Origin of the sequence: Candidatus Sodalis endolongispinus (assembly GCF_018777395.1) — a bacterium.
Taxonomy (GTDB): Bacteria; Pseudomonadota; Gammaproteobacteria; order Enterobacterales; family Enterobacteriaceae; genus Sodalis_B; species Sodalis_B endolongispinus.
This window is the reverse complement of sequence record NZ_JAFJYC010000001.1, coordinates 885,157-902,847: the sequence shown is the minus strand read 5'-3', so window position 1 is coordinate 902,847 and position 17,691 is coordinate 885,157. Positions and strand designations below refer to the sequence as shown.

Below are 17,691 nucleotides of genomic sequence, written 5' to 3'. Positions count from 1 at the left end.
TAGGGCATAGGCCCGTGGCGTCACGGGCTATGCCGGTATTTCTCCTCCGCCAGGACAGGTAAGATCGATGCTTTTTGGTTATTCGCAATTAATTATCAACGGCGCGCTGGTGACCCTGGAGCTGGCGCTCAGTTCTGTTTTATTGTCGGTGGTTATCGGTCTTATCGGCGCCGGTGCCAAACTCTCCCGTATCCGCGTGCTGGCGGGCAGTTTTGAAGGCTATACCACGCTAATTCGCGGCGTACCCGACCTGGTTCTGATGCTGCTAATTTTCTACGGGTTGCAAATTGCACTGAACAGCCTGACGGAAGCCTTAGGTTTGGATCAGATCGGCATCGACCCGATGTCCGCGGGTATTATCACCCTGTGCTTTATCTACGGCGCCTACTTCACTGAAACCTTTCGCGGGGCGTTTTTGGCGGTGCCGCGCGGGCAAATCGAAGCGGCCACCGCCTTTGGCTTCAGCGCGTCGCAGACCTTCCGCCGCATTCTGTTTCCCGCCATGATGCGTTTTGCGCTGCCCAGCATCGGCAATAACTGGCAGGTTATTTTGAAGGTTACTGCGCTGGTTTCGCTGCTCGGCTTAAATGATGTGGTGAAGGCCACCAAATTGGCGGGCAAGGGCACCTATCAACCGTTTTATTTCGCCATCGTCGCCGGCGTGGTGTATCTGCTGTTCACCACCCTGTCCAACGGCGTGTTGCTGTGGCTTACGCGGCGCTATTCGCTGGGCGTGAAGAAGGCGGAATTATGATCGATATTCTACAACAATACTGGCATGCGCTGCTGTGGAGCGACGGCTATCGTTTCACCGGGCTGGCGGTGACCCTGTGGCTGCTGATTATCTCGGTAGTGCTGGGCGGTATGCTGGCGGTGCTGTTAGCGGTGGCGCGGGTGTCATCCCGTCGGTGGATCTGTTTGCCGGTCTGGCTATTCACCTATATTTTTCGCGGCACGCCGCTGTATGTCCAGTTGCTGGTGTTTTATTCCGGGATGTACAGCTTGGAAATCGTGCGCGGCACCGATCTGTTAAATGCGTTTTTTCGCAGCGGCATGAACTGTACCCTGCTGGCGTTGACCCTTAACACCTGTGCTTATACCACCGAAATTTTCGCCGGCGCCATCCGTGCGGTGCCGCACGGTGAAATTGAGGCGGCGCGCGCCTACGGTTTCACGCCGTTTAAGCTTTACCGCGCCATTATTTTGCCCTCCGCGCTGCGCACGGCGTTGCCGGCCTATAGCAATGAAGTCATCTTAATGCTGCATTCCACCGCGCTGGCGTTTACCGCGACGGTGCCGGATATACTGAAAATCGCCCGGGATATCAACTCGGCGACCTATCAGCCGTTTTATGCCTTCGGCATTGCCGCGGTAATGTATCTGATGATCTCATTTGTGTTGATTAAACTGTTTAAACAGGCGGAAAAGCGCTGGCGGCGCCATGTCAAACCTCAATAACCCACGTGGAGGATACGTATATGCCAGAAATCAAATTGTTGATCCAGGAGCTGCACAAACGCTACGGCGACCAGGAAGTGTTAAAAGGCGTGTCGCTTGAAGCGCGCGCCGGCGATGTGATAAGTATTATCGGATCTTCCGGGTCGGGCAAAAGCACCTTTTTGCGCTGCATTAACTTCCTGGAAAAACCCAGCGAAGGTTCGATCGCCGTCAATAACGAAAATATTCATATGGTGCGCGATCATGACGGCCAGCTGAAAGTGTTTGATAAAAAACAGCTGCAGCTGTTGCGCACCCGGCTGACGATGGTATTCCAGCATTTTAATTTGTGGAGCCATATGACGGTGCTGGAAAACGTCATGGAAGTGCAGGTGCTGGGCCTCAGCAAAAATGAAGCGCGTGAACGCGCGGTTCGCTATTTGGACAAAGTGGGTATTGATGAGCGTGCGCGCGCCAAATACCCCATCAATCTTTCCGGCGGCCAGCAGCAGCGGGTTTCTATTGCCCGGGCGCTGGCAATGGAGCCGGAGGTGCTGTTGTTCGACGAACCGACCTCGGCGCTGGACCCGGAACTGGTCGGCGAGGTGCTGCGCATCATGCAAAAGTTGGCCGAGAAGGTAAGACCATGGTGGTGGTGACGCACGAAATGGGATTCGCGCGCCATGTCTCTAACCACGTCATCTTATTGCATCAAGGGGTTATTGAGGAGCAGTGGCCGCCGTCGGAGGTGTTCGGCAACCCTAAGAGCCCGCGGCTACAGCAGTTCCTCTCCGGGTCCCTCAAGTAATCGCCCCGTCGGTTAGACCGCGTTGACGATTTCCGTTAGCGCCGCTTCCAGCTCGCTATAGCAGAAGGTAAAACCGGCCTCGGTCGGCCGCCGCGGCATTGCCCGCTGGCCGCCAAGTATCAGCGATGCCCCTTCGCCCAAAAATAGTTGCACCGCCCGTGCCGGCACGCGGGTGAAAGCAGGCCGGTGCAGGACGCCAGCCAGCACGCTGCTGAAATGTTCATTGCGCACCGGATAAGGCGAGCAAACATTGAACGGGCCCGCCAGTCCGTCGGTGGTCAGCATGAATAGCAGCGCGTTGACGATATCGTCGATATGGATCCACGACATGTATTGGGTGCCATCGCCGATGGGACCGCCCAGCCCGACGTCGGCGGCCATTACCACGCCGGTACGCGACAGGCAGACGCGGGTTTTCTCTCTGCGATCCCTGAGCGCCAAATCTTCCCAGCGCGCGCACAGCGTGTGGGCAAAATCGATAATTGGCGGTTCGTCCTCGTCCACCAGCGCATCATCCTGGTCGCCGTAATAGCCGGTGGCGGAGCCGGAGATGAACACCGACGGCGGATTGTCGCTTTGGCGTATCAACAGGCTCAGCTGGCCGGTGACGTCCCAGCGGCTCTGACACAGCTTGTTTTTTGCTCGTCGGTCCAGCGGCGCTCGGCGATAGGCTCGCCGGCCAGGTTAATCACCGCATCGAATTCATTGAGGTGCGACAGCGGCGCCAGCGTGGTCATGGTGGCGATCTCCGGCCCCAACGCTTGCTGTGCGCTTTGGGCGTCGCGGGTCAACACGGTGACGTGGTGTGATAAGGTCTGCAGTCTCATAACCAGGTGCCGGCCAATAAGCCCGGTCCCGCCGGTCACTAAAATTTTCATGGTGGTGTTCTCCGCCCGACGTTAATCGATGCTCGCACCGCAGGGCCCGCGCGCAACGATAGCAAAACTCCATTCTGCCTAAAGCATAGGCCACGGCGGCGGTAAATGCCCGTAGCGGACGCAGCGTCGAGGTCTGCGCCGCCGCCGGGCCGGCAGGGTTTAGCCGTTGGCCCGCCGCCAGGCGCGTTCCACCGCCGGACGGGTCTGAATCTCATTGAACCAGCGCTGGACCGAGGGATAGTCCGCCAGAGAGATATTCTGCTTCTCGTGGGATACCGCCCAAGGGTAAGTGGCGATATCGGCAATGCTATACTGCTCGCCCGCGATATAGCGATTTTCCTGCAGCTGCTTGTCCAGCACGCCGTACAGCCGCGCGGTTTCGGTGCGATAGCGATTGATGGCGTAGGGGAATTTCTCGGGTGCGTACTGGCTGAAGTGGTGGTTTTGGCCGAGCATCGGCCCGAAGCCCGCCATTTGCCAGAATAGCCATTGCAGGGTGGTATGGCGTTCGCGCAGGTCGTGCGACAGCAGCTGTCCGGTTTTATCCGCCAAATAAAGCAAAATGGCGCCGGACTCAAACAGGCTGAACGGCACGCCGCCGTCGGCCGGTTGATTGTCGACAATGGCCGGGATTTTGTTATTCGGCGCTATGGCCAGAAAGGCCGGCTTGAATTGAGCGCCGGCGCTAATATCCAAGCGGTGAAGCTGATACGGCAAGCCGGTTTCTTCTAAAAACAGCGTGATTTTATGGCCGTTGGGCGTGGGCGCATAATAAACGTCGATCATAAAGCCTACATGAGGATAATGCGGATGGCTTAACTGTAGTGCAAAAGCGCAGGGGATAAAAGCGAATAAGCGGCGGGGTGTGAGCGGGCTTAACGGCGCAAAAAGGCGTCAATCGGCCGACTGTAACGGGATAGCGCTGACGCAGGACGGTCGAAGTTTGTTAAGCTTGGCCTGCTGCGCTGTCTGTGCGGGCAGCGTCTCGACATGCATTACAGGAGACGATGATGAAATTGATGATAGCGTCCGATATTCATGGCTCGCTGGCCGCCACACGCCGGCTGTTGGCCGCGTTTGATGTAAGCGGCGCCCGCTGGCTGCTGCTTCTGGGGGACTTCCTGAACCCTGGTCCACGCAACCCTCTGCCCGAAGACTATCGACCGGCGGAGGGCGCCGCCGCGCTTAATACATACGGCGAGCGTATTATCGCCGTACGCGGCAATTGCGACAGCGAAGTGGATGAGATGCTGCTCGACTTTCCCTTTAGCGCGCCCTGGCAGCAGGTGTTGCTGGGGGACACCCGGCGGCTGTTTCTCACTCACGGGCATCTTTACCATCCGGCGCGACTGCCGCCGCTGGCCCCCGGCGACGCGCTGTTGTACGGCCATACCCATCTTCCTCAGGCGGATCGGGCAGGGGAGCATATTCTGTTCAATCCGGGCTCGGTCAGCCTGCCAAAGGGCGGCTTTCCGGCCAGCTATGGGCTGCTGGCCGATGGGCGGTTACAGGTGGTGTCATTAGATGGCGGGGAAACTATTGCGCAAGTCGCAATAACCTTCTAAGTTATGACCCAATACGTCAATCGCGTTTCTTACGTTCAACCATACCGCGCGGTCAGCCCGCGCCATTGCATAAGGGTGTCATAGGATGGAGCAACAGAGTCAGTCTGCCGGTGAGGAATGGGTCGACATTGTCAATGAGAAAAATGACGTCATCGCCCAGGCCAGCCGCCAGCAGATGCGCGCGGAACGTCTGCGTCACCGCGCCAGCTATATTGTGGTGCATGATGGTGCGGGCAATATTCTGGTTCAGCGTCGTACCGCCAGCAAAGACTTCTATCCGGGCTATCTGGATGCGACCGCCGGCGGCGTGGCGCAAAGCGGCGAGGGGATGCTCGATTCCGCCCGTCGCGAGGCGGAAGAAGAGCTGGGCATCGCGGATCTTCCCTTCGCTGAACACGGGCAATTTTATTTTGAGAATGAGGCCTGCCGCGTGTGGGGCTCGCTGTTTAGCTGCGTCACCCATGGCCCGTTTGCGCTCCAGGAAAGCGAGGTCGAGGACGTTAACTGGCTGACGCCGGAGGAAATTACCGGCCGCTGCGATGAATTCACCCCGGACTCGCTGAAAGCGCTGTCGCTGTGGCTGAGCCGCAATAACGCCCAAAGCTTTGGCAAACCGCTGGCCGCGCAAACGTCGGACGATGACGCGGCCCAGTAGCTGTCGGCACGTGCGTCGCGAAAGGCATACCCTGGTCCATCTGCACCGGTGAAACCAGCGTACGCGCGAGGAGGGTGGCAGTACGCTTGGCTGGGCAAACCGACGCGGGTGTGAGGCAGAGCTCTGCACATTTGCACGCGCTTTTCCGGCCTAGGTGCGAGGCAGGGCGCAGCGCATTTGCATGGGCTTTACCGGCGTACGACTGAGGCAGCACGCAGTGTGATTGCTCGGGCAAATCGGGTTTCAGGTCAGACAGTCGCGATAAGTCTATGGGGAATGGCCCGTATTGAGCGCTAGGGAACTCTCGCTCCCGCCATGGTCGGATAGGGACAGCGCGCGGAAAATTCAAAGAAGCCCTTTACGGGGCAAAAAAAACGCCGGCCCGGGGCCGGCGTGGTCGTTTCGGCAGCGGTTAACGCTAAATCAGCCTTCCGCCTGCTTCGATTGGATAGCGGTGAGGGCGACGGTATAGACGATATCGTCGACCAGCGCACCGCGCGAGAGGTCGTTGACAGGCTTGCGCATCCCCTGCAGCATCGGGCCGATGGAGATCAGATCCGCTGAACGCTGCACCGCTTTATAGGTGGTGTTACCGGTGTTCAAATCCGGGAAGATGAACACCGTCGCCTGACCGGCCACCGGAGAGTTGGGCGCTTTCGACAGCGCGACGTCGGCCATGATGGCGGCGTCATACTGCAGCGGGCCGTCAATCACCAGGTCCGGGCGTTTTTCCTGCGCCAGGCGGGTGGCTTCGCGCACCTTCTCGACGTCGCTGCCTGCGCCGGAGGTGCCCGTCGAGTAGGAAATCATCGCCACGCGCGGTTCAATACCGAAGGCGGCAGCGGAATCAGCCGACTGAATCGCGATTTCCGCCAATTGTTCCGAGGTCGGGTCCGGGTGTATGGCGCAGTCGCCATACACCAATACCTGTTCAGGCAGCAGCATAAAGAACACTGACGACACCAGCGAACTGCCCGGCGCGGTCTTGATAAGTTGCAGCGGCGGACGGATGGTATTGGTGGTGGTATGTATCGCACCTGACACCAGACCGTCCACTTCGCCCTGCTCCAGCATCAGCGTGCCCAGCACCACGTTGTCTTCCAGCTGTTCGCGGGCCACCACTTCGGTCATGCCTTTACTTTTGCGCAGTTCAACCAGACGGGCGACATACTTCTCGCGCGCCACTTCCGGATCGATAATTTCGATGCCGTCGCCGAGCGTCACGCCTTGTACTGCCGCGACGCGCTGAATTTCATCGGGATTGCCCAGCAAAACGCAATGGGCTATGCCGCGCTCGGCGCAGATAGAGGCCGCCTTCACGGTGCGCGGCTCGTCGCCTTCCGGCAGGACGATGCGTTTGCCCGCCTGGAGCGCCAGTTCGGTCAACTGATAGCGGAACGCCGGCGGCGACAGGCGGCGCGGACGTTCGGAGCTGGCGGACAGCGATTCGATCCAGGCATTATCAATATGGCCCGCGACATAGTTTTGCAGTTTTTCCACCCGGCTGTGGTCATCGGCCGGCACTTCAAGGCTGAAGCTTTGCAGGCTGAGAGAGGTCTGCCAGGTGTTGGTCTGCACGGTAAACATCGGCAGACCGGTCTGGAAGGCGCGTTCGCACAGTTGCTGAATGCGCGAGTCGATGTCATAGCCGCCGGTCAGCAGCACCGCACCGATTTCCACGCCGTTCATCGCGGCGAGGCAGGCGGCGACCAGCACGTCGGGACGGTCAGCGGAGGTGACCAGCAGCGAGCCGGGGCGGAAATGCTCCAGCATATTCGGCAGGCTGCGCGCGCAGAAGGTGACGGATTTCACGCGCCGGGTCTGGATTTCCCCTTCGTGAATAATCGTCGCGCCCAGATGGCGCGCCATGTCGATGGCGCGGGTGGCGATAAGATCGAAATTCCACGGAATGCAGCCCAACACCGGCAGCGGGCTATTTTCAAACAGCAGGCTCGGGTCAACGTTGGCGACGCTGGCCTTGCTGGAATCGTCGAAAATCTCCGACAGATCCGGGCGGGTGCGACCCTGTTCATCCACCGGCGCATTCAATTTGTTGACGATGACGCCGGTGATGTTTTTATTTTTGCTGCCGCCGAAGCTCGACCGTACCAGCTCGATGCGTTCTTTCAGCTGATCCGGCGAATCGTTGCCCAACGACAGTACAAAGACGATCTCGGCATTGAGCGTCCGGGCGATTTCGTAGTTCAGCGCGATGGCAAACTGATGTTTACGGGTGGGGACCAGGCCTTCCACCAGCACTACTTCCGCCTCTTGGGTATTGGCATGATAGCGGGCGATTATCTCTTCCATCAGCACGTCTTGCTGGTTGGAGCCGAGCAGCGATTCAACATAGCTCATGGCCAGCGGTTCGGCGGAAGGAATGGTGGAGTTAGCGCGAATAATACGGGTGGTGGCGTCGAGGGTGTCCTCACCGGAGCGGGGCTGTGCGATGGGTTTGAACACGCTCAGGCTTACGCCCTTTTGCTCCATGGCGCGGATGACGCCGAGGCTGACGCTGGTCAGTCCGACGCTGGTGCCGGTAGGGATCAACATGATTGTACGGGACACGGCTAAACCTCTTTCAACGGTTGCTCGTTAGTCAAAACAGCCCCGCCGGACAACGCCGGCGGGGGAGGGTAATTACGCGGTCAGACGCGCGGCGTCCTGGGCGATGACCAACTCCTCGTTGGTCGGGATGACGATGGCCGGGCGGCTGGCGTCGGTGGTAATCACGCCGCCATGGCCGAAACGGGCGGCCAGGTTACGTTCATGATCCACCTCAAAGCCCAGCAGCGCCAGTTTTTTCAGCGATAGCTCGCGCACCATCGCGGCGTTTTCGCCGATACCGCCGGTGAAAATCACCGCGTCCAGCCGGCCCTCCATCAGCGCGCTATAAGAACCGATGTATTTGGCCAGACGGTGGCAGTACACATCCATGGCGCGGCGGGCGTCGGCTTTTTCGCGGTAATTGTCCTCGACATAGCGGCAATCGCTGGTCACGCCGGTCAGGCCCAGCAGGCCGGACTCTTTGGTCAACAAGGTATTGATTTGGCCAACGGACATGCCTAACGCATCGTGTAAATGAAAAATGATGGCCGGATCGATATCGCCGCTGCGGGTACCCATCACCAGACCTTCCAGCGGCGTCAGCCCCATGGAGGTATCCACGCACTGGCCGTTGCGAATAGCGGAAACGGAGCCGCCGTTACCCAAATGGCAGGTGATGACGTTCAGCTGGTCAACCGGCTTATAGAGCAGTTTCGCCGCTTCGCGGCTGACATAAAAGTGGCTGGTGCCGTGTGCGCCATAGCGGCGGATAGCATGATCCTGATATAAAGAATAGGGCAGGGCGTAAAGATACGATTCTTCCGGCATTGTCTGATGGAAAGCGGTATCAAAAACCGCTACGTTCTTTTGCGCCAGCTGTGGAAATTCTTTTAGGGCTTCGCGGATGCCGATAAGATGAGCGGGATTATGCAGCGGCGCGAACGGAATGGAATCTTCGATGCCTTTTACCACGTCATCATTAATGATGACGGACTGGGTGAAGTGTTCGCCGCCGTGCACGATGCGGTGTCCGATGGCAGTTAATTGTGCCGAAAGTTCCGGTTTTTGTGTCAACAATATGGTATTAACGATAAAATGCAGCGCTTCACTGTGTGCGCTGCCGGCACCTAACGCCGCTTCTTGTTTGGCGCCGTCCATCTTCCATTTGATACGCGCTTCCGGCAGATTGAAGCACTCGGCGAGACCGGAGAGTTGTTTTTCACCGTTGGCGGCATCGATAATGGCGAATTTCAAAGATGAACTGCCACAGTTAAGAACCAGTACTAGCTTACTCGACATGGAAGTACCTACTTGTTATACGTGGTTAATAATTCGTCAAACAGGCTTTAATCGTAGCGCATTCCGCCGCTGACATTTATGATTAACATCATGGATGCGGTGATTTCGCGGTTATGATGTCGGCAATGCGCTCACGCGGCCCTGATACGTAGCTTAAGGCGGCTTGCGCCCCTGGCTGTCGCGGTCGACCGGAACGCGAATGGCGGCGCAGGCACTGCCCCGCAGCGCGGAATAGGATAACGACAGAGTGCGTTAAAGACAAAATATATTTAATTGTTATAAAATCCATAGTGAAGTTGCGAGAAAATTTTAATCATTGTTCATAAAGTTGAGGTCCGCTATGTCGACACTCCCCTCCGGTTCGGTAAGTTGGTACAAAATATGCCAGCGCGGACAAAACTATATGAAGGCCTGGCCGGCCGAAAAAAGCCTGGCGCCGATGTTCCCGGAACATCGCGTCGTGCGCGCCACCCGTTTCGGCGTCCGCTTTATGCCGGCGGTAGCGGTCTTTACCCTGACCTGGCAAATTGCCATGGGAGGACAGCTCGGCCCGGCGGTGGCGACCGCTATTTTCTCCTGCAGCCTGCCGATGCAGGGCTTGTGGTGGCTCGGTAAGCGCTCGATAACACCGCTGCCCCCCTCGCTGCTGACTTGGTTTCATGAGGTACGGCAAAAGCTCAAAGAGGCGGGCCAGGCGCTGGCGCCGGTGGAAGGCGCGCCGACCTATCAGATGCTCGCCGAGATGCTGAAACGGGCTTTTAAACTGCTCGATAAAGCGTTTCTGGATGATTTATAATCTCTAAAGGCCCTGTCGGCACGCCCGGTGCCGGCTGCGCCGTCATAAATATTTCATCCGGTCATGGTTTACATCAAACAAAGCGGGGTTTGCGCTACCCAGGTGCACAGCGCTATGCCATGCAGACTTTCCTGGCCCTGCCAGGCTTTTAACACCAGGAGTAGATTATGGAGATGACCAACGCTCAACGGATTATCTTGTCTAATCATTATAAAATGATGACCTTGCTCGATCCTGACAACAGCGAGCGTTACCGTCGGCTACAGACCATTGTCGAGCGTGGTTATGGCCTGCAGATGCGCGAGCTGGACCGCGATTTTGGCGCGCTTGGCGAAGACGTTTGGCCGCACGATTATCGATATTATGGAAATGCACCACACCATGCAGGTGTCGTGGTCCAATCTGAAGGAGCGCCATGACATAGATGAACGCCGTCTGGCGTTTCTCGGCTTTGATGCCGCCACCGAAGCCCGCTATCTGGGCTATGTGCGTTTCATGGCGTTCACCGAAGGGCGCTACACCCATTTCGACTCCGGTACCCACGGCTTTAACGCCCAGACCAAAATGCGGGACAAATATTTGCGGATGCTGGCGGTTTGGCAGGCCTGTCCGCGTCAGTACCATTTGAGTGCGGTAGAAATCTCCCAAATTATCAATGCCTGAAGACGGAGTAGAGGAGCGGCTTGTGCGCGGTTTAGGCTTTTTGTTTGACCTGGATGGAACGTTAATTGACTTGCTGCCGGTGGTGGAGTTGGCCTGGGGGAACTGGGCGCGTCGCCATGGCGTGCCGGAAGCGGAAGTGTTGAATTTTATACACGGCAAACAGGCTATTACCTCGCTGCGCCATTTTATGCCGGGGCAAAGCGAAGAGACTATTCAACACGAATACCGTCTATTGGAACGCTTTGAAGCTGAAACGATTGAGGGCGTGAGTGCGCTGCCCGGTGCCCGCGAGCTGCTGACCGAGCTTAACCGCCTGCAGCTGCCGTGGGCAATTGTCACCTCCGGCTCGCTGCCGGTCGCCTCCGCCCGCGTGCGTGCGGGCCAGCTCCCGGCACCGCCGGTGCTTATTACCGCGGAGCAGGTGCCGCTCGGCAAAACGCAGCCGGATCCGTATTTGCTCGGCGCCGAAAAGCTGGGTTTGCGGCCTGCGGACTGCATTGTGGTGGAGGACGCAATCGCCGGCATCCAGTCCGGGCTGGCGGCGGGGTGTCCCGTGATTGCCGTGAATCCGCCGCCGGATACGCCGCAGAAAGACGCGGTGGGGATGATTGTCGCTTCGCTGCAACAGCTCAGGGTGACCCGGGAAGGGGATTTCGCCCTGGTGAGCCGCCGCGAGGTCGCCTGATCGCGCAATAAACGCTGAGAACCCCGCATCGCGGGGTTTTTTTATGGCATGCTGTGGCCGTTGGTTTTTTTCAGGATGGGATGTTGGCATGAACGACGAACTCCTCTGGGTGCTTGGCCTGCTGCTGGTGACGGTGGTGCTGTTCATCACCGGTAAGGTGCGCATGGATGTGGTGGCATTGTTGGTCATTGTCGCCTTCTTGCTGAGCGGTACCTTGACGTTGGCCGAGGCCACCGCCGGTTTCAGCGACCCCAACGTGTTACTTATCGCGGCTTTGTTCGTCATCGGCGACGGGCTGGTGCGCACCGGCATCGCGTTGTCGGTCGGCGACTGGCTGGTGCGCATGGCCGGCAACAGCGAGCTGCGCATGTTGCTGTTGTTAATGGTCACGGTGGCCGCGCTGGGGGCGTTTATGAGTTCAACCGGCGTGGTGGCGATTTTTATTCCGGTGGTAATCAGCGTGGCCGCGCGGATGAAAACCCCGCCGGGGCGGCTGATGATGCCGCTCAGTTTCGCCGGGCTTATCAGCGGCATGATGACACTGGTGGCGACGCCGCCCAATATGGTGGTCAACAGCGAATTATTGCGCAATGACCTGCCGGCGTTCGGCTTCTTCGCGGTAACGCCGATAGGCTGTCTGGTGCTGGTTCTCGGCATGGGCTATATGACGGTGGCGCGTTTCTGGTTGACGGTGCCCGATGATGGCCGCGCCGCACCTTTCGCGATCTGATCCGCGATTACCGGCTATCTGGACGTGCCAGGCGTCTGGCGCTGCGCGCCGGTTCGCCGCTTATCGGCCGCCGACTGGATGATTTGCGCCTGCGCGACCGTTATAGCGCCAATGTGGTCGGCATTGAGCGCTGGCGCAAATTCCGCCTGGTGATGGTAAGCGCTGGCGGCAACACCGAGTTGCGACCGCGGGATGTACTGCTTATCGATATGTCCGCCGCCGAGATGGACTTGCGTCAGTTTTGCAGCGAACAGCAGCTGTAGCCGATGGTACTGCGCGGCGAATATTTTTCCAGTCAGGCGCGCGAGGTGGGAATGGCGGAGGTCAGCCTGATCCCAGACTCTTCTCTGCTGGGCCATACCCTTAGGGAGGTGGCGTTTCGCAGCCGTTACGGGCTGAACGTGGCGGGCATCCGCCGCAGCGGCGAGGCGCTGCCTGGCGTGCTGATCGACGAGCCATTACAGCTGGGGGATATCCTGCTGGTGATAGGCGACTGGAAGCGCATCCGGCAACTGCAGGCCCGCACGCGCGATTTTATTCTGCTCAATTCACCGGCCGAAGTGGACCAGGTCGCGCCGGCGGCCAGTCAGGCGCCACATGCGCTGCTGGCGCTGGTGCTGATGGTCGGGATGATGATAACCGATCATATCCCCAACCCTATTGCCGCACTTATCGCTTGTCTGCTCATGGGCAAGTTCCGCTGCATCGATATGAATAGCGCCTACAGGGCCATCCATTGGCCAAGCATGATTTTGATTGTCGGCATGATGCCGTTCGCGCTGGCGCTGGAGAAAACCGGCGGCGTCGATGTCGTGGTACATCTGTTAATGCGCCTGTCGGGCGGGGCGGGGGCCCATGTGATGCTGCTCAGCATGTTTATCCTGTGCGCGGTAACCGGGCTGTTTCTCTCCAATACCGCCACCGCGTTCTTGATGGCGCCTATCGCACTGGACGCGGCTCATCAGTTGGGCGTCTCGCCGTATCCGTTTGCCATGATTGTTGCCATTGCCGCCTCGGCGGCCTTTATGACGCCGGTGTCATCGCCGGTCAATACGCTGGTGCTCGGGCCGGGAGGCTATAAGTTCAGCGATTTTGTGCGTATCGGCGTGCCGTTCACCCTTCTGGTGATGGCCGCCAGCGTGCTGGTGGTGCCGCTGCTCTATCCTTTTTGACCGGCCAGCGTCGGGTCGTGCGTCAGGGGAAGATGCGTCACAGCCCGGCGGCGGGTCGTGCATTAGGCGAAGATAAGCTACAGCCCGGCGGCGCTACAGCGGCGAATCCTGGCTGATTTCATCCAGTGACAGGCTGAAGCTGGGAATAAACACCTGCTGGAAATAGTCCATCGCGGGGCTGCGCCGCTCGTTGAGCGTTTTTTCCAGGCGCGCCATCGCCAGGGTGAATTCGTTATTACCGGCGGAAATCTCCTCCAGGCATTTCAGGTAGGCGCACAGGGCATCGGCCTGCTTGACGACGGCTTTCTCCGCGGGCAGGTAATACTGCTCGTCGATAAGCAGACGGAAATCTTCCCGCAGCGCTTCCGGCACCATCTCTATCAGTTTTTGCTGTGCAATTTTTTCGATATTTTTGTACTCATGGGCAATCTGCGCATTGTAATACTTGATGGGCGTCGGCATATCGCCGGTCAGCACTTCGCTGGCGTCGTGATACATGGCCAGCAGCGCGATGCGTTCGGCGTTCAGGTCACCACCGAACAGACGATTATTGATGAGCGCCAGCACGTGGGCGACAAATGCCACCTGCAGACTGTGCTCCGAGACATTTTCGGTACGCACATTGCGCATCAGCGGCCAGCGGTTGATAAGTTTCAGGCGTGACAGATGGGCGAAAAAGTGGCTTTGAGTCATAAACGTTTCCAGAAAGATGCGACAACGGAAACGCTATTGTGCGCACCCGGTGGCGGTTATGCAAATCTCCCGATGCCGGCCTGTAGGCTGCTCCTGGGGTGCAACACGATCGCGACGGCGCTGATGAAGTGTTACACCCGCGGGCAAACGACTAAGCCTGCGTCGCACCGGCGGCGCTGGCGGGGTGCTACGCCTGCGGGCAAATGACCAAGCCTGCGTCGCACCGGCGGCGCTGATGGGGTGCTACGCCTGCGGGCAAACGACCAAGCTTGCGTCGCGCTGCCAGCCGTGGCGGCGCTGAGGTCAAGCATGATGTCCGGGCACAATCGGCCAGGCCTGCGGCCACGCCGCCCGGCTGTGCTTATTGGTGGTAGTGCTGCATAAACCGGCCGAATTTGCCGATGGCGGTTTCCAGCTCATCCACTCGCGGCAGCGTCACGATGCGCAAATGATCAGGCCAGGGCCAGTTGAACGCGCTGCCATGAACCAGCAGCACTTTTTCCTGTAGTAGTAAATCAAGCACCAGTTTCTGATCATCATGGATATTGAAACGTTTGGCATCGTAGCGCGGAAACATATAGAGCGCGCCGCTCGGCTTGACGCAGGACACCCCCGGGATATCGTTGATAAGCTCCCAGGCCCGGTTGCGCTGTTCATACAGCCGCCCGCCGGGCTGGATAAATTCGCTGATGCTCTGATAGACGCCCAGAGCGGTTTGAATCGCATGCTGCATCGGCACGTTGGCGCAAAGGCGCATCGAAGCCAGCATTTCCAGCCCTTCAATATAGCTTTTGGCGTGTTTTTTCGGGCCGTTAAGCACCATCCAGCCCTGGCGGAAGCCGGCGACGCGATAAGTTTTCGACAGGCCATTAAAGGTGACGGTCATAAGGTCGGGTGCCAGCGCCGCAATGGAGTGATGCTCCGCCTCGTCGTAAAGGATTTTGTCGTAAATCTCGTCCGATAAAATAATCAGATTATGCTGTCGGGCGATCTCAACCAGCGACAGCAGCATGTCTTTACTGTACACGGCGCCGGTGGGGTTATTGGGGTTGATAATCACCAGCCCGCGCTTGCGGGGGGTTATCTTGCGGCGAATGTCGTCCAAGTCGGGAAACCAACCGGCTTCCTCATCGCACAGGTAGTGCACCGCGTTGCCGCCAGACAGCGAAACTGACGCCGTCCACAATGGGTAATACGGCGCCGGGATCAGCATTTCATCGCCGCTATTGAGCAACGCCTGCATGGATTGCTGGATCAATTCCGAGACGCCGTTGCCGATATAAACATCCTCCACGGTGAGATCCAGCATTTCGCGCGCCTGGTAATGCTGCATGATGGCCTTGCGCGCGGAATACAGCCCTTTGGAGTCGCAATAGCCCTGCGCGGTCGGCAGATTGCGGATCACATCCACCAAGATCTCGTCCGGGGCGTCAAAACCGAACGGAGCCGGGTTGCCGATATTCAACTTGATGACTTTATTGCCTTCTTCTTCCAGGCGCTTTGCCTCTTTCAGCACGGGGCCACGAATGTCGTAACAGACGTTTTCTAGTTTGCTGGATTTTTCTACGGGTGCGCTCACGATATTAACCCTTCTGCCAGATAGCGTATTCCCACCATGGATACGCATGATCTGCATAATGTACTCTTGTCCCGCGCGCTTTTGAAGGATGAAACCGCACAGACGGGGTTTGCGTGGCGCGCCGACGGTAAAAAGCAATGAATGAGTTTCCTTATTTAAAATAACCTCTATAACACTTGGGATAATTATAATCCTGATAATTAGTTGTGCGACATCTGATTCAGCCATTAATCGAAGCCGGCTGGTTGCTTTTTGTACAATTTGATCGCCGAATGGGGTAAGGTGTGAAACACACTAGGATCCCCGGCGACAGAAAGACAGGCAAAAGGGCGGTGGCGGTGCTACCGAGGCGGGATTAGCGTGGGAGCGGCCGTGTGATCCCGCCGTCGCTTTTGGCTCGGCATAGGCCGCATTCACTGTCTTGTTTGGCAAGCTTTTCATTTTGTTCGTCGCTTGGCGCACGCAGATAAATTTAACTTCTTGACCGTCGTGGGGTTAATTATGGTATACTTTTACAGGCGGCCAGATTTAGAAAATACGGACTATTTTTTCGTTTAAACAACAGTTAAGAGAAATTTATGTTAATAAGCTATGCCGCAAGAAAAAATAACGGTTAATCATTAATATATAACATTTAATGCTCTTGTTGTTTGAGCATTCAATTAATTAAATTAACGTTTGTGCCAAGCCGCCAGCTTATTTTGTTTTATACATCAAGGGGAACAAATGTTATCCTTAACAAAGAAAATGTATTGACCGCATTGGTGCTTAATTCAGTTTAGCGGCAGTCTTTTTTAAGTGGTAACGCGATTGTTGAAGAATGAACCACCCGGCACAAATACTGCATATCGTTTGAGGCGTGCGGCCTTACGGACGGCACGATATGTCAAGGACCGGCTTTTGACAATACGGCGGAGTTACCACCTTTTGCAACGCCAGGACAGTAGTTTGTAATTAGAATTCAAACAGTGAAGATAATATATGACCAATGCAAATCGTCCCGTACTCAATATTGATCTCGATCTGTTGAGAACGTTTGTTGCCGTCTCCGATCTTAACACTTTCGCTGCGGCAGCGGCCTCAGTCTGCCGTACGCAGTCGGCGGTCAGCCAGCAGATGCAGCGATTAGAACAGCTTGTGGGGAAAGAGCTTCTCGCCCGTCATGGACGTAATAAGCTTCTAACAGAACACGGGATTCAATTGCTTGGCTACGCCCGCAAGATTTTGCTGTACAATAACGAGGCCTGTACTTCCCTGATGTTCAGCAATATTCAGGGCGTGTTGACCATAGGCGCGTCGGCCGATACCATTCTGCCCTACCTGCTAAACCGCGTTACCCGAATTTACCCCAAATTGTCCGTCGATGTCTGCGTAAAACGCGGTCCGCAAATGGTGGAAATGCTGAATAATGGCGAGGTGGATTTAGCCATCAGCACCCAGAGCGATCGCTATGCCTTCACCCATCCTTCCGTGACGCTGCGTACCTCGCCAACGCTTTGGTACTGCGCGGCGGATTACCGCTTTACGCCCGTCGAGGTCGTGCCGCTGGTAGTGCTCGACGAGCCAAGTCCGTTTCGCACGCTGGCCGTGGAAAGCTTCGATGCTGCGGGGGTTCGTGGCTTGCCTACATCGCTTCTACCCTATCCGCCGTGCGAGCGGCGGTCAAAGCCGGCATGGGCATCACCCTGCGCCCGGTGGAAATGATGAGTCCCGAGCTGCGGGTATTGGGGGCGAGCGACGGTTTACCGGAGCTGCCCGCCACGCGCTACGCGCTGTGTAAAAACCCGCAAGGTGAAAATGAATTGGCGATGGCGATTTTCAATGCCATGCAGTCGGGCAGCGATACCTATACGCCAAAGCCTCCTTCGTCGCTGGAAGGGGAAGGGCAAAGTCCTTCGCTGGAGGATGAATAATTCTGTTAGCTTGAAATAAGCTCCTGATAAAGGAGCTTTTTTTCGACGATAGTTTAATAACCCCCTATTGGTCACAACCTGCTTTCCAATTGAGTAAAACCCGCCATTATCCCCTCACACGCCCGTGCCGTATTTTCCCACCATTACCGCCTGGCAGACAGTGCTATTTAACTGGCTTATCAATAAATTAGAAACAGCATTTCAAAATCAAAGCCATTAAAAAGGTGGTTATTTGCACAATAAAACCTTAGAAAATCTGTTGAAATGTGTC

At 57.1% G+C, this 17,691-nt stretch carries 11 protein-coding genes and 5 pseudogenes; 10 read left to right on the top strand and 6 right to left on the bottom strand.

Annotation, left to right across the window (positions count from 1 at the left end; all coding sequences use genetic code 11):
- Window positions 1-67 precede the first annotated feature (67 nt).
- The 3 genes and pseudogenes from hisQ to hisP all read left to right on the top strand — a co-directional run bounded on the left by hisQ (window position 68) and on the right by hisP (window position 2,245).
- Complete coding sequence (hisQ, locus tag JZM24_RS04380; RefSeq protein ID WP_215668716.1) at window positions 68-754, top strand: histidine ABC transporter permease HisQ; 687 nt, start codon at window positions 68-70, stop codon at window positions 752-754.
- Entirely contained in the window at window positions 751-1,458 is a 708-nt protein-coding gene (locus JZM24_RS04375) for an ABC transporter permease (RefSeq protein ID WP_215668714.1), read from the top strand. The genes hisQ and JZM24_RS04375 overlap by 4 nt, the downstream gene beginning before the upstream one ends.
- A gap of 20 nt (window positions 1,459-1,478) precedes the next feature.
- Window positions 1,479-2,245: pseudogene (gene hisP / locus JZM24_RS04370) on the top strand (histidine ABC transporter ATP-binding protein HisP).
- A gap of 12 nt (window positions 2,246-2,257) precedes the next feature.
- Here the strand turns inward: hisP and JZM24_RS04365 are convergent.
- A pseudogene (locus JZM24_RS04365) lies at window positions 2,258-3,123 on the bottom strand (TIGR01777 family oxidoreductase).
- A gap of 159 nt (window positions 3,124-3,282) precedes the next feature.
- The gene (locus JZM24_RS04360) at window positions 3,283-3,909 is read right to left on the bottom strand and encodes a glutathione binding-like protein (protein WP_215668712.1); all 627 of its coding nucleotides are present in this window, start codon (window positions 3,907-3,909) and stop codon (window positions 3,283-3,285) included.
- 224 nt (window positions 3,910-4,133) lie between these two features.
- Between JZM24_RS04360 and yfcE the strand changes: the two genes are divergently transcribed.
- A complete protein-coding gene (gene yfcE, locus JZM24_RS04355; protein ID WP_215668710.1) occupies window positions 4,134-4,688 on the top strand; it encodes a phosphodiesterase in 555 nt (184 codons plus the stop codon).
- A gap of 85 nt (window positions 4,689-4,773) precedes the next feature.
- The gene (gene yfcD / locus JZM24_RS04350; RefSeq protein ID WP_215668708.1) at window positions 4,774-5,343 is read left to right on the top strand and encodes an NUDIX hydrolase YfcD; all 570 of its coding nucleotides are present in this window, start codon (window positions 4,774-4,776) and stop codon (window positions 5,341-5,343) included.
- Window positions 5,344-5,766: 423 nt separating this feature from the next.
- On the opposite strand, the gene pta is transcribed toward yfcD, so the two are convergent.
- Both pta and ackA read right to left on the bottom strand, forming a co-directional pair.
- Window positions 5,767-7,896, bottom strand: coding sequence for a phosphate acetyltransferase (gene pta, locus JZM24_RS04345; protein ID WP_215670002.1), 2,130 nt, complete (start codon window positions 7,894-7,896; stop codon window positions 5,767-5,769).
- 87 nt (window positions 7,897-7,983) lie between these two features.
- Complete coding sequence (gene ackA, locus JZM24_RS04340; protein WP_215668706.1) at window positions 7,984-9,189, bottom strand: acetate kinase; 1,206 nt, start codon at window positions 9,187-9,189, stop codon at window positions 7,984-7,986.
- A 340-nt stretch (window positions 9,190-9,529) separates the two neighbouring features.
- Here ackA and yfbV point away from each other — a divergent pair, with 340 nt between their 5' ends.
- The 4 genes and pseudogenes from yfbV to JZM24_RS04320 all read left to right on the top strand — a co-directional run bounded on the left by yfbV (window position 9,530) and on the right by JZM24_RS04320 (window position 13,235).
- A complete protein-coding gene (gene yfbV / locus JZM24_RS04335; protein ID WP_215668704.1) occupies window positions 9,530-9,985 on the top strand; it encodes a terminus macrodomain insulation protein YfbV in 456 nt (151 codons plus the stop codon).
- A gap of 167 nt (window positions 9,986-10,152) precedes the next feature.
- Window positions 10,153-10,648: pseudogene (locus tag JZM24_RS04330) on the top strand (YfbU family protein).
- The gene (locus JZM24_RS04325; RefSeq protein ID WP_220098812.1) at window positions 10,641-11,333 is read left to right on the top strand and encodes a sugar phosphatase; all 693 of its coding nucleotides are present in this window, start codon (window positions 10,641-10,643) and stop codon (window positions 11,331-11,333) included. The pseudogene JZM24_RS04330 and the gene JZM24_RS04325 overlap by 8 nt, the downstream one beginning before the upstream one ends.
- A gap of 88 nt (window positions 11,334-11,421) precedes the next feature.
- Window positions 11,422-13,235: pseudogene (locus tag JZM24_RS04320) on the top strand (SLC13 family permease).
- Window positions 13,236-13,328: 93 nt separating this feature from the next.
- Here JZM24_RS04320 and yfbR read toward each other — a convergent pair.
- Window positions 13,329-13,928: a 5'-deoxynucleotidase gene (gene yfbR / locus JZM24_RS04315; protein ID WP_215668701.1), complete on the bottom strand. Its 600-nt coding sequence runs from the start codon at window positions 13,926-13,928 to the stop codon at window positions 13,329-13,331.
- A gap of 361 nt (window positions 13,929-14,289) precedes the next feature.
- On the bottom strand, window positions 14,290-15,555 hold the full coding sequence (locus JZM24_RS04310) for a pyridoxal phosphate-dependent aminotransferase (protein ID WP_215670001.1): 1,266 nt from the start codon (window positions 15,553-15,555) through the stop codon (window positions 14,290-14,292).
- Window positions 15,556-16,488: 933 nt separating this feature from the next.
- Between JZM24_RS04310 and JZM24_RS04305 the strand changes: the two are divergent.
- Window positions 16,489-17,420 (top strand): annotated as a pseudogene (locus JZM24_RS04305) (LysR family transcriptional regulator).
- Window positions 17,421-17,691: the final 271 nt, after the last annotated feature.

Excerpts from the sequence above, each read along its gene's own strand:
- hisQ (WP_215668716.1), top strand. The coding sequence starts at position 68 with ATGCTTTTTGGTTATTCGCAATTAATTATCAACGGCGCGCTGGTGACC.
- JZM24_RS04375 (WP_215668714.1), top strand. The coding sequence starts at position 751 with ATGATCGATATTCTACAACAATACTGGCATGCGCTGCTGTGGAGCGAC.
- JZM24_RS04360 (WP_215668712.1), bottom strand. The coding sequence starts at position 3,909 with ATGATCGACGTTTATTATGCGCCCACGCCCAACGGCCATAAAATCACG.
- yfcE (WP_215668710.1), top strand. The coding sequence starts at position 4,134 with ATGAAATTGATGATAGCGTCCGATATTCATGGCTCGCTGGCCGCCACA.
- yfcD (WP_215668708.1), top strand. The coding sequence starts at position 4,774 with ATGGAGCAACAGAGTCAGTCTGCCGGTGAGGAATGGGTCGACATTGTC.
- pta (WP_215670002.1), bottom strand. The coding sequence starts at position 7,896 with ATGTTGATCCCTACCGGCACCAGCGTCGGACTGACCAGCGTCAGCCTC.
- ackA (WP_215668706.1), bottom strand. The coding sequence starts at position 9,189 with ATGTCGAGTAAGCTAGTACTGGTTCTTAACTGTGGCAGTTCATCTTTG.
- yfbV (WP_215668704.1), top strand. The coding sequence starts at position 9,530 with ATGTCGACACTCCCCTCCGGTTCGGTAAGTTGGTACAAAATATGCCAG.
- JZM24_RS04325 (WP_220098812.1), top strand. The coding sequence starts at position 10,641 with ATGCCTGAAGACGGAGTAGAGGAGCGGCTTGTGCGCGGTTTAGGCTTT.
- yfbR (WP_215668701.1), bottom strand. The coding sequence starts at position 13,928 with ATGACTCAAAGCCACTTTTTCGCCCATCTGTCACGCCTGAAACTTATC.
- JZM24_RS04310 (WP_215670001.1), bottom strand. The coding sequence starts at position 15,555 with ATGCGTATCCATGGTGGGAATACGCTATCTGGCAGAAGGGTTAATATC.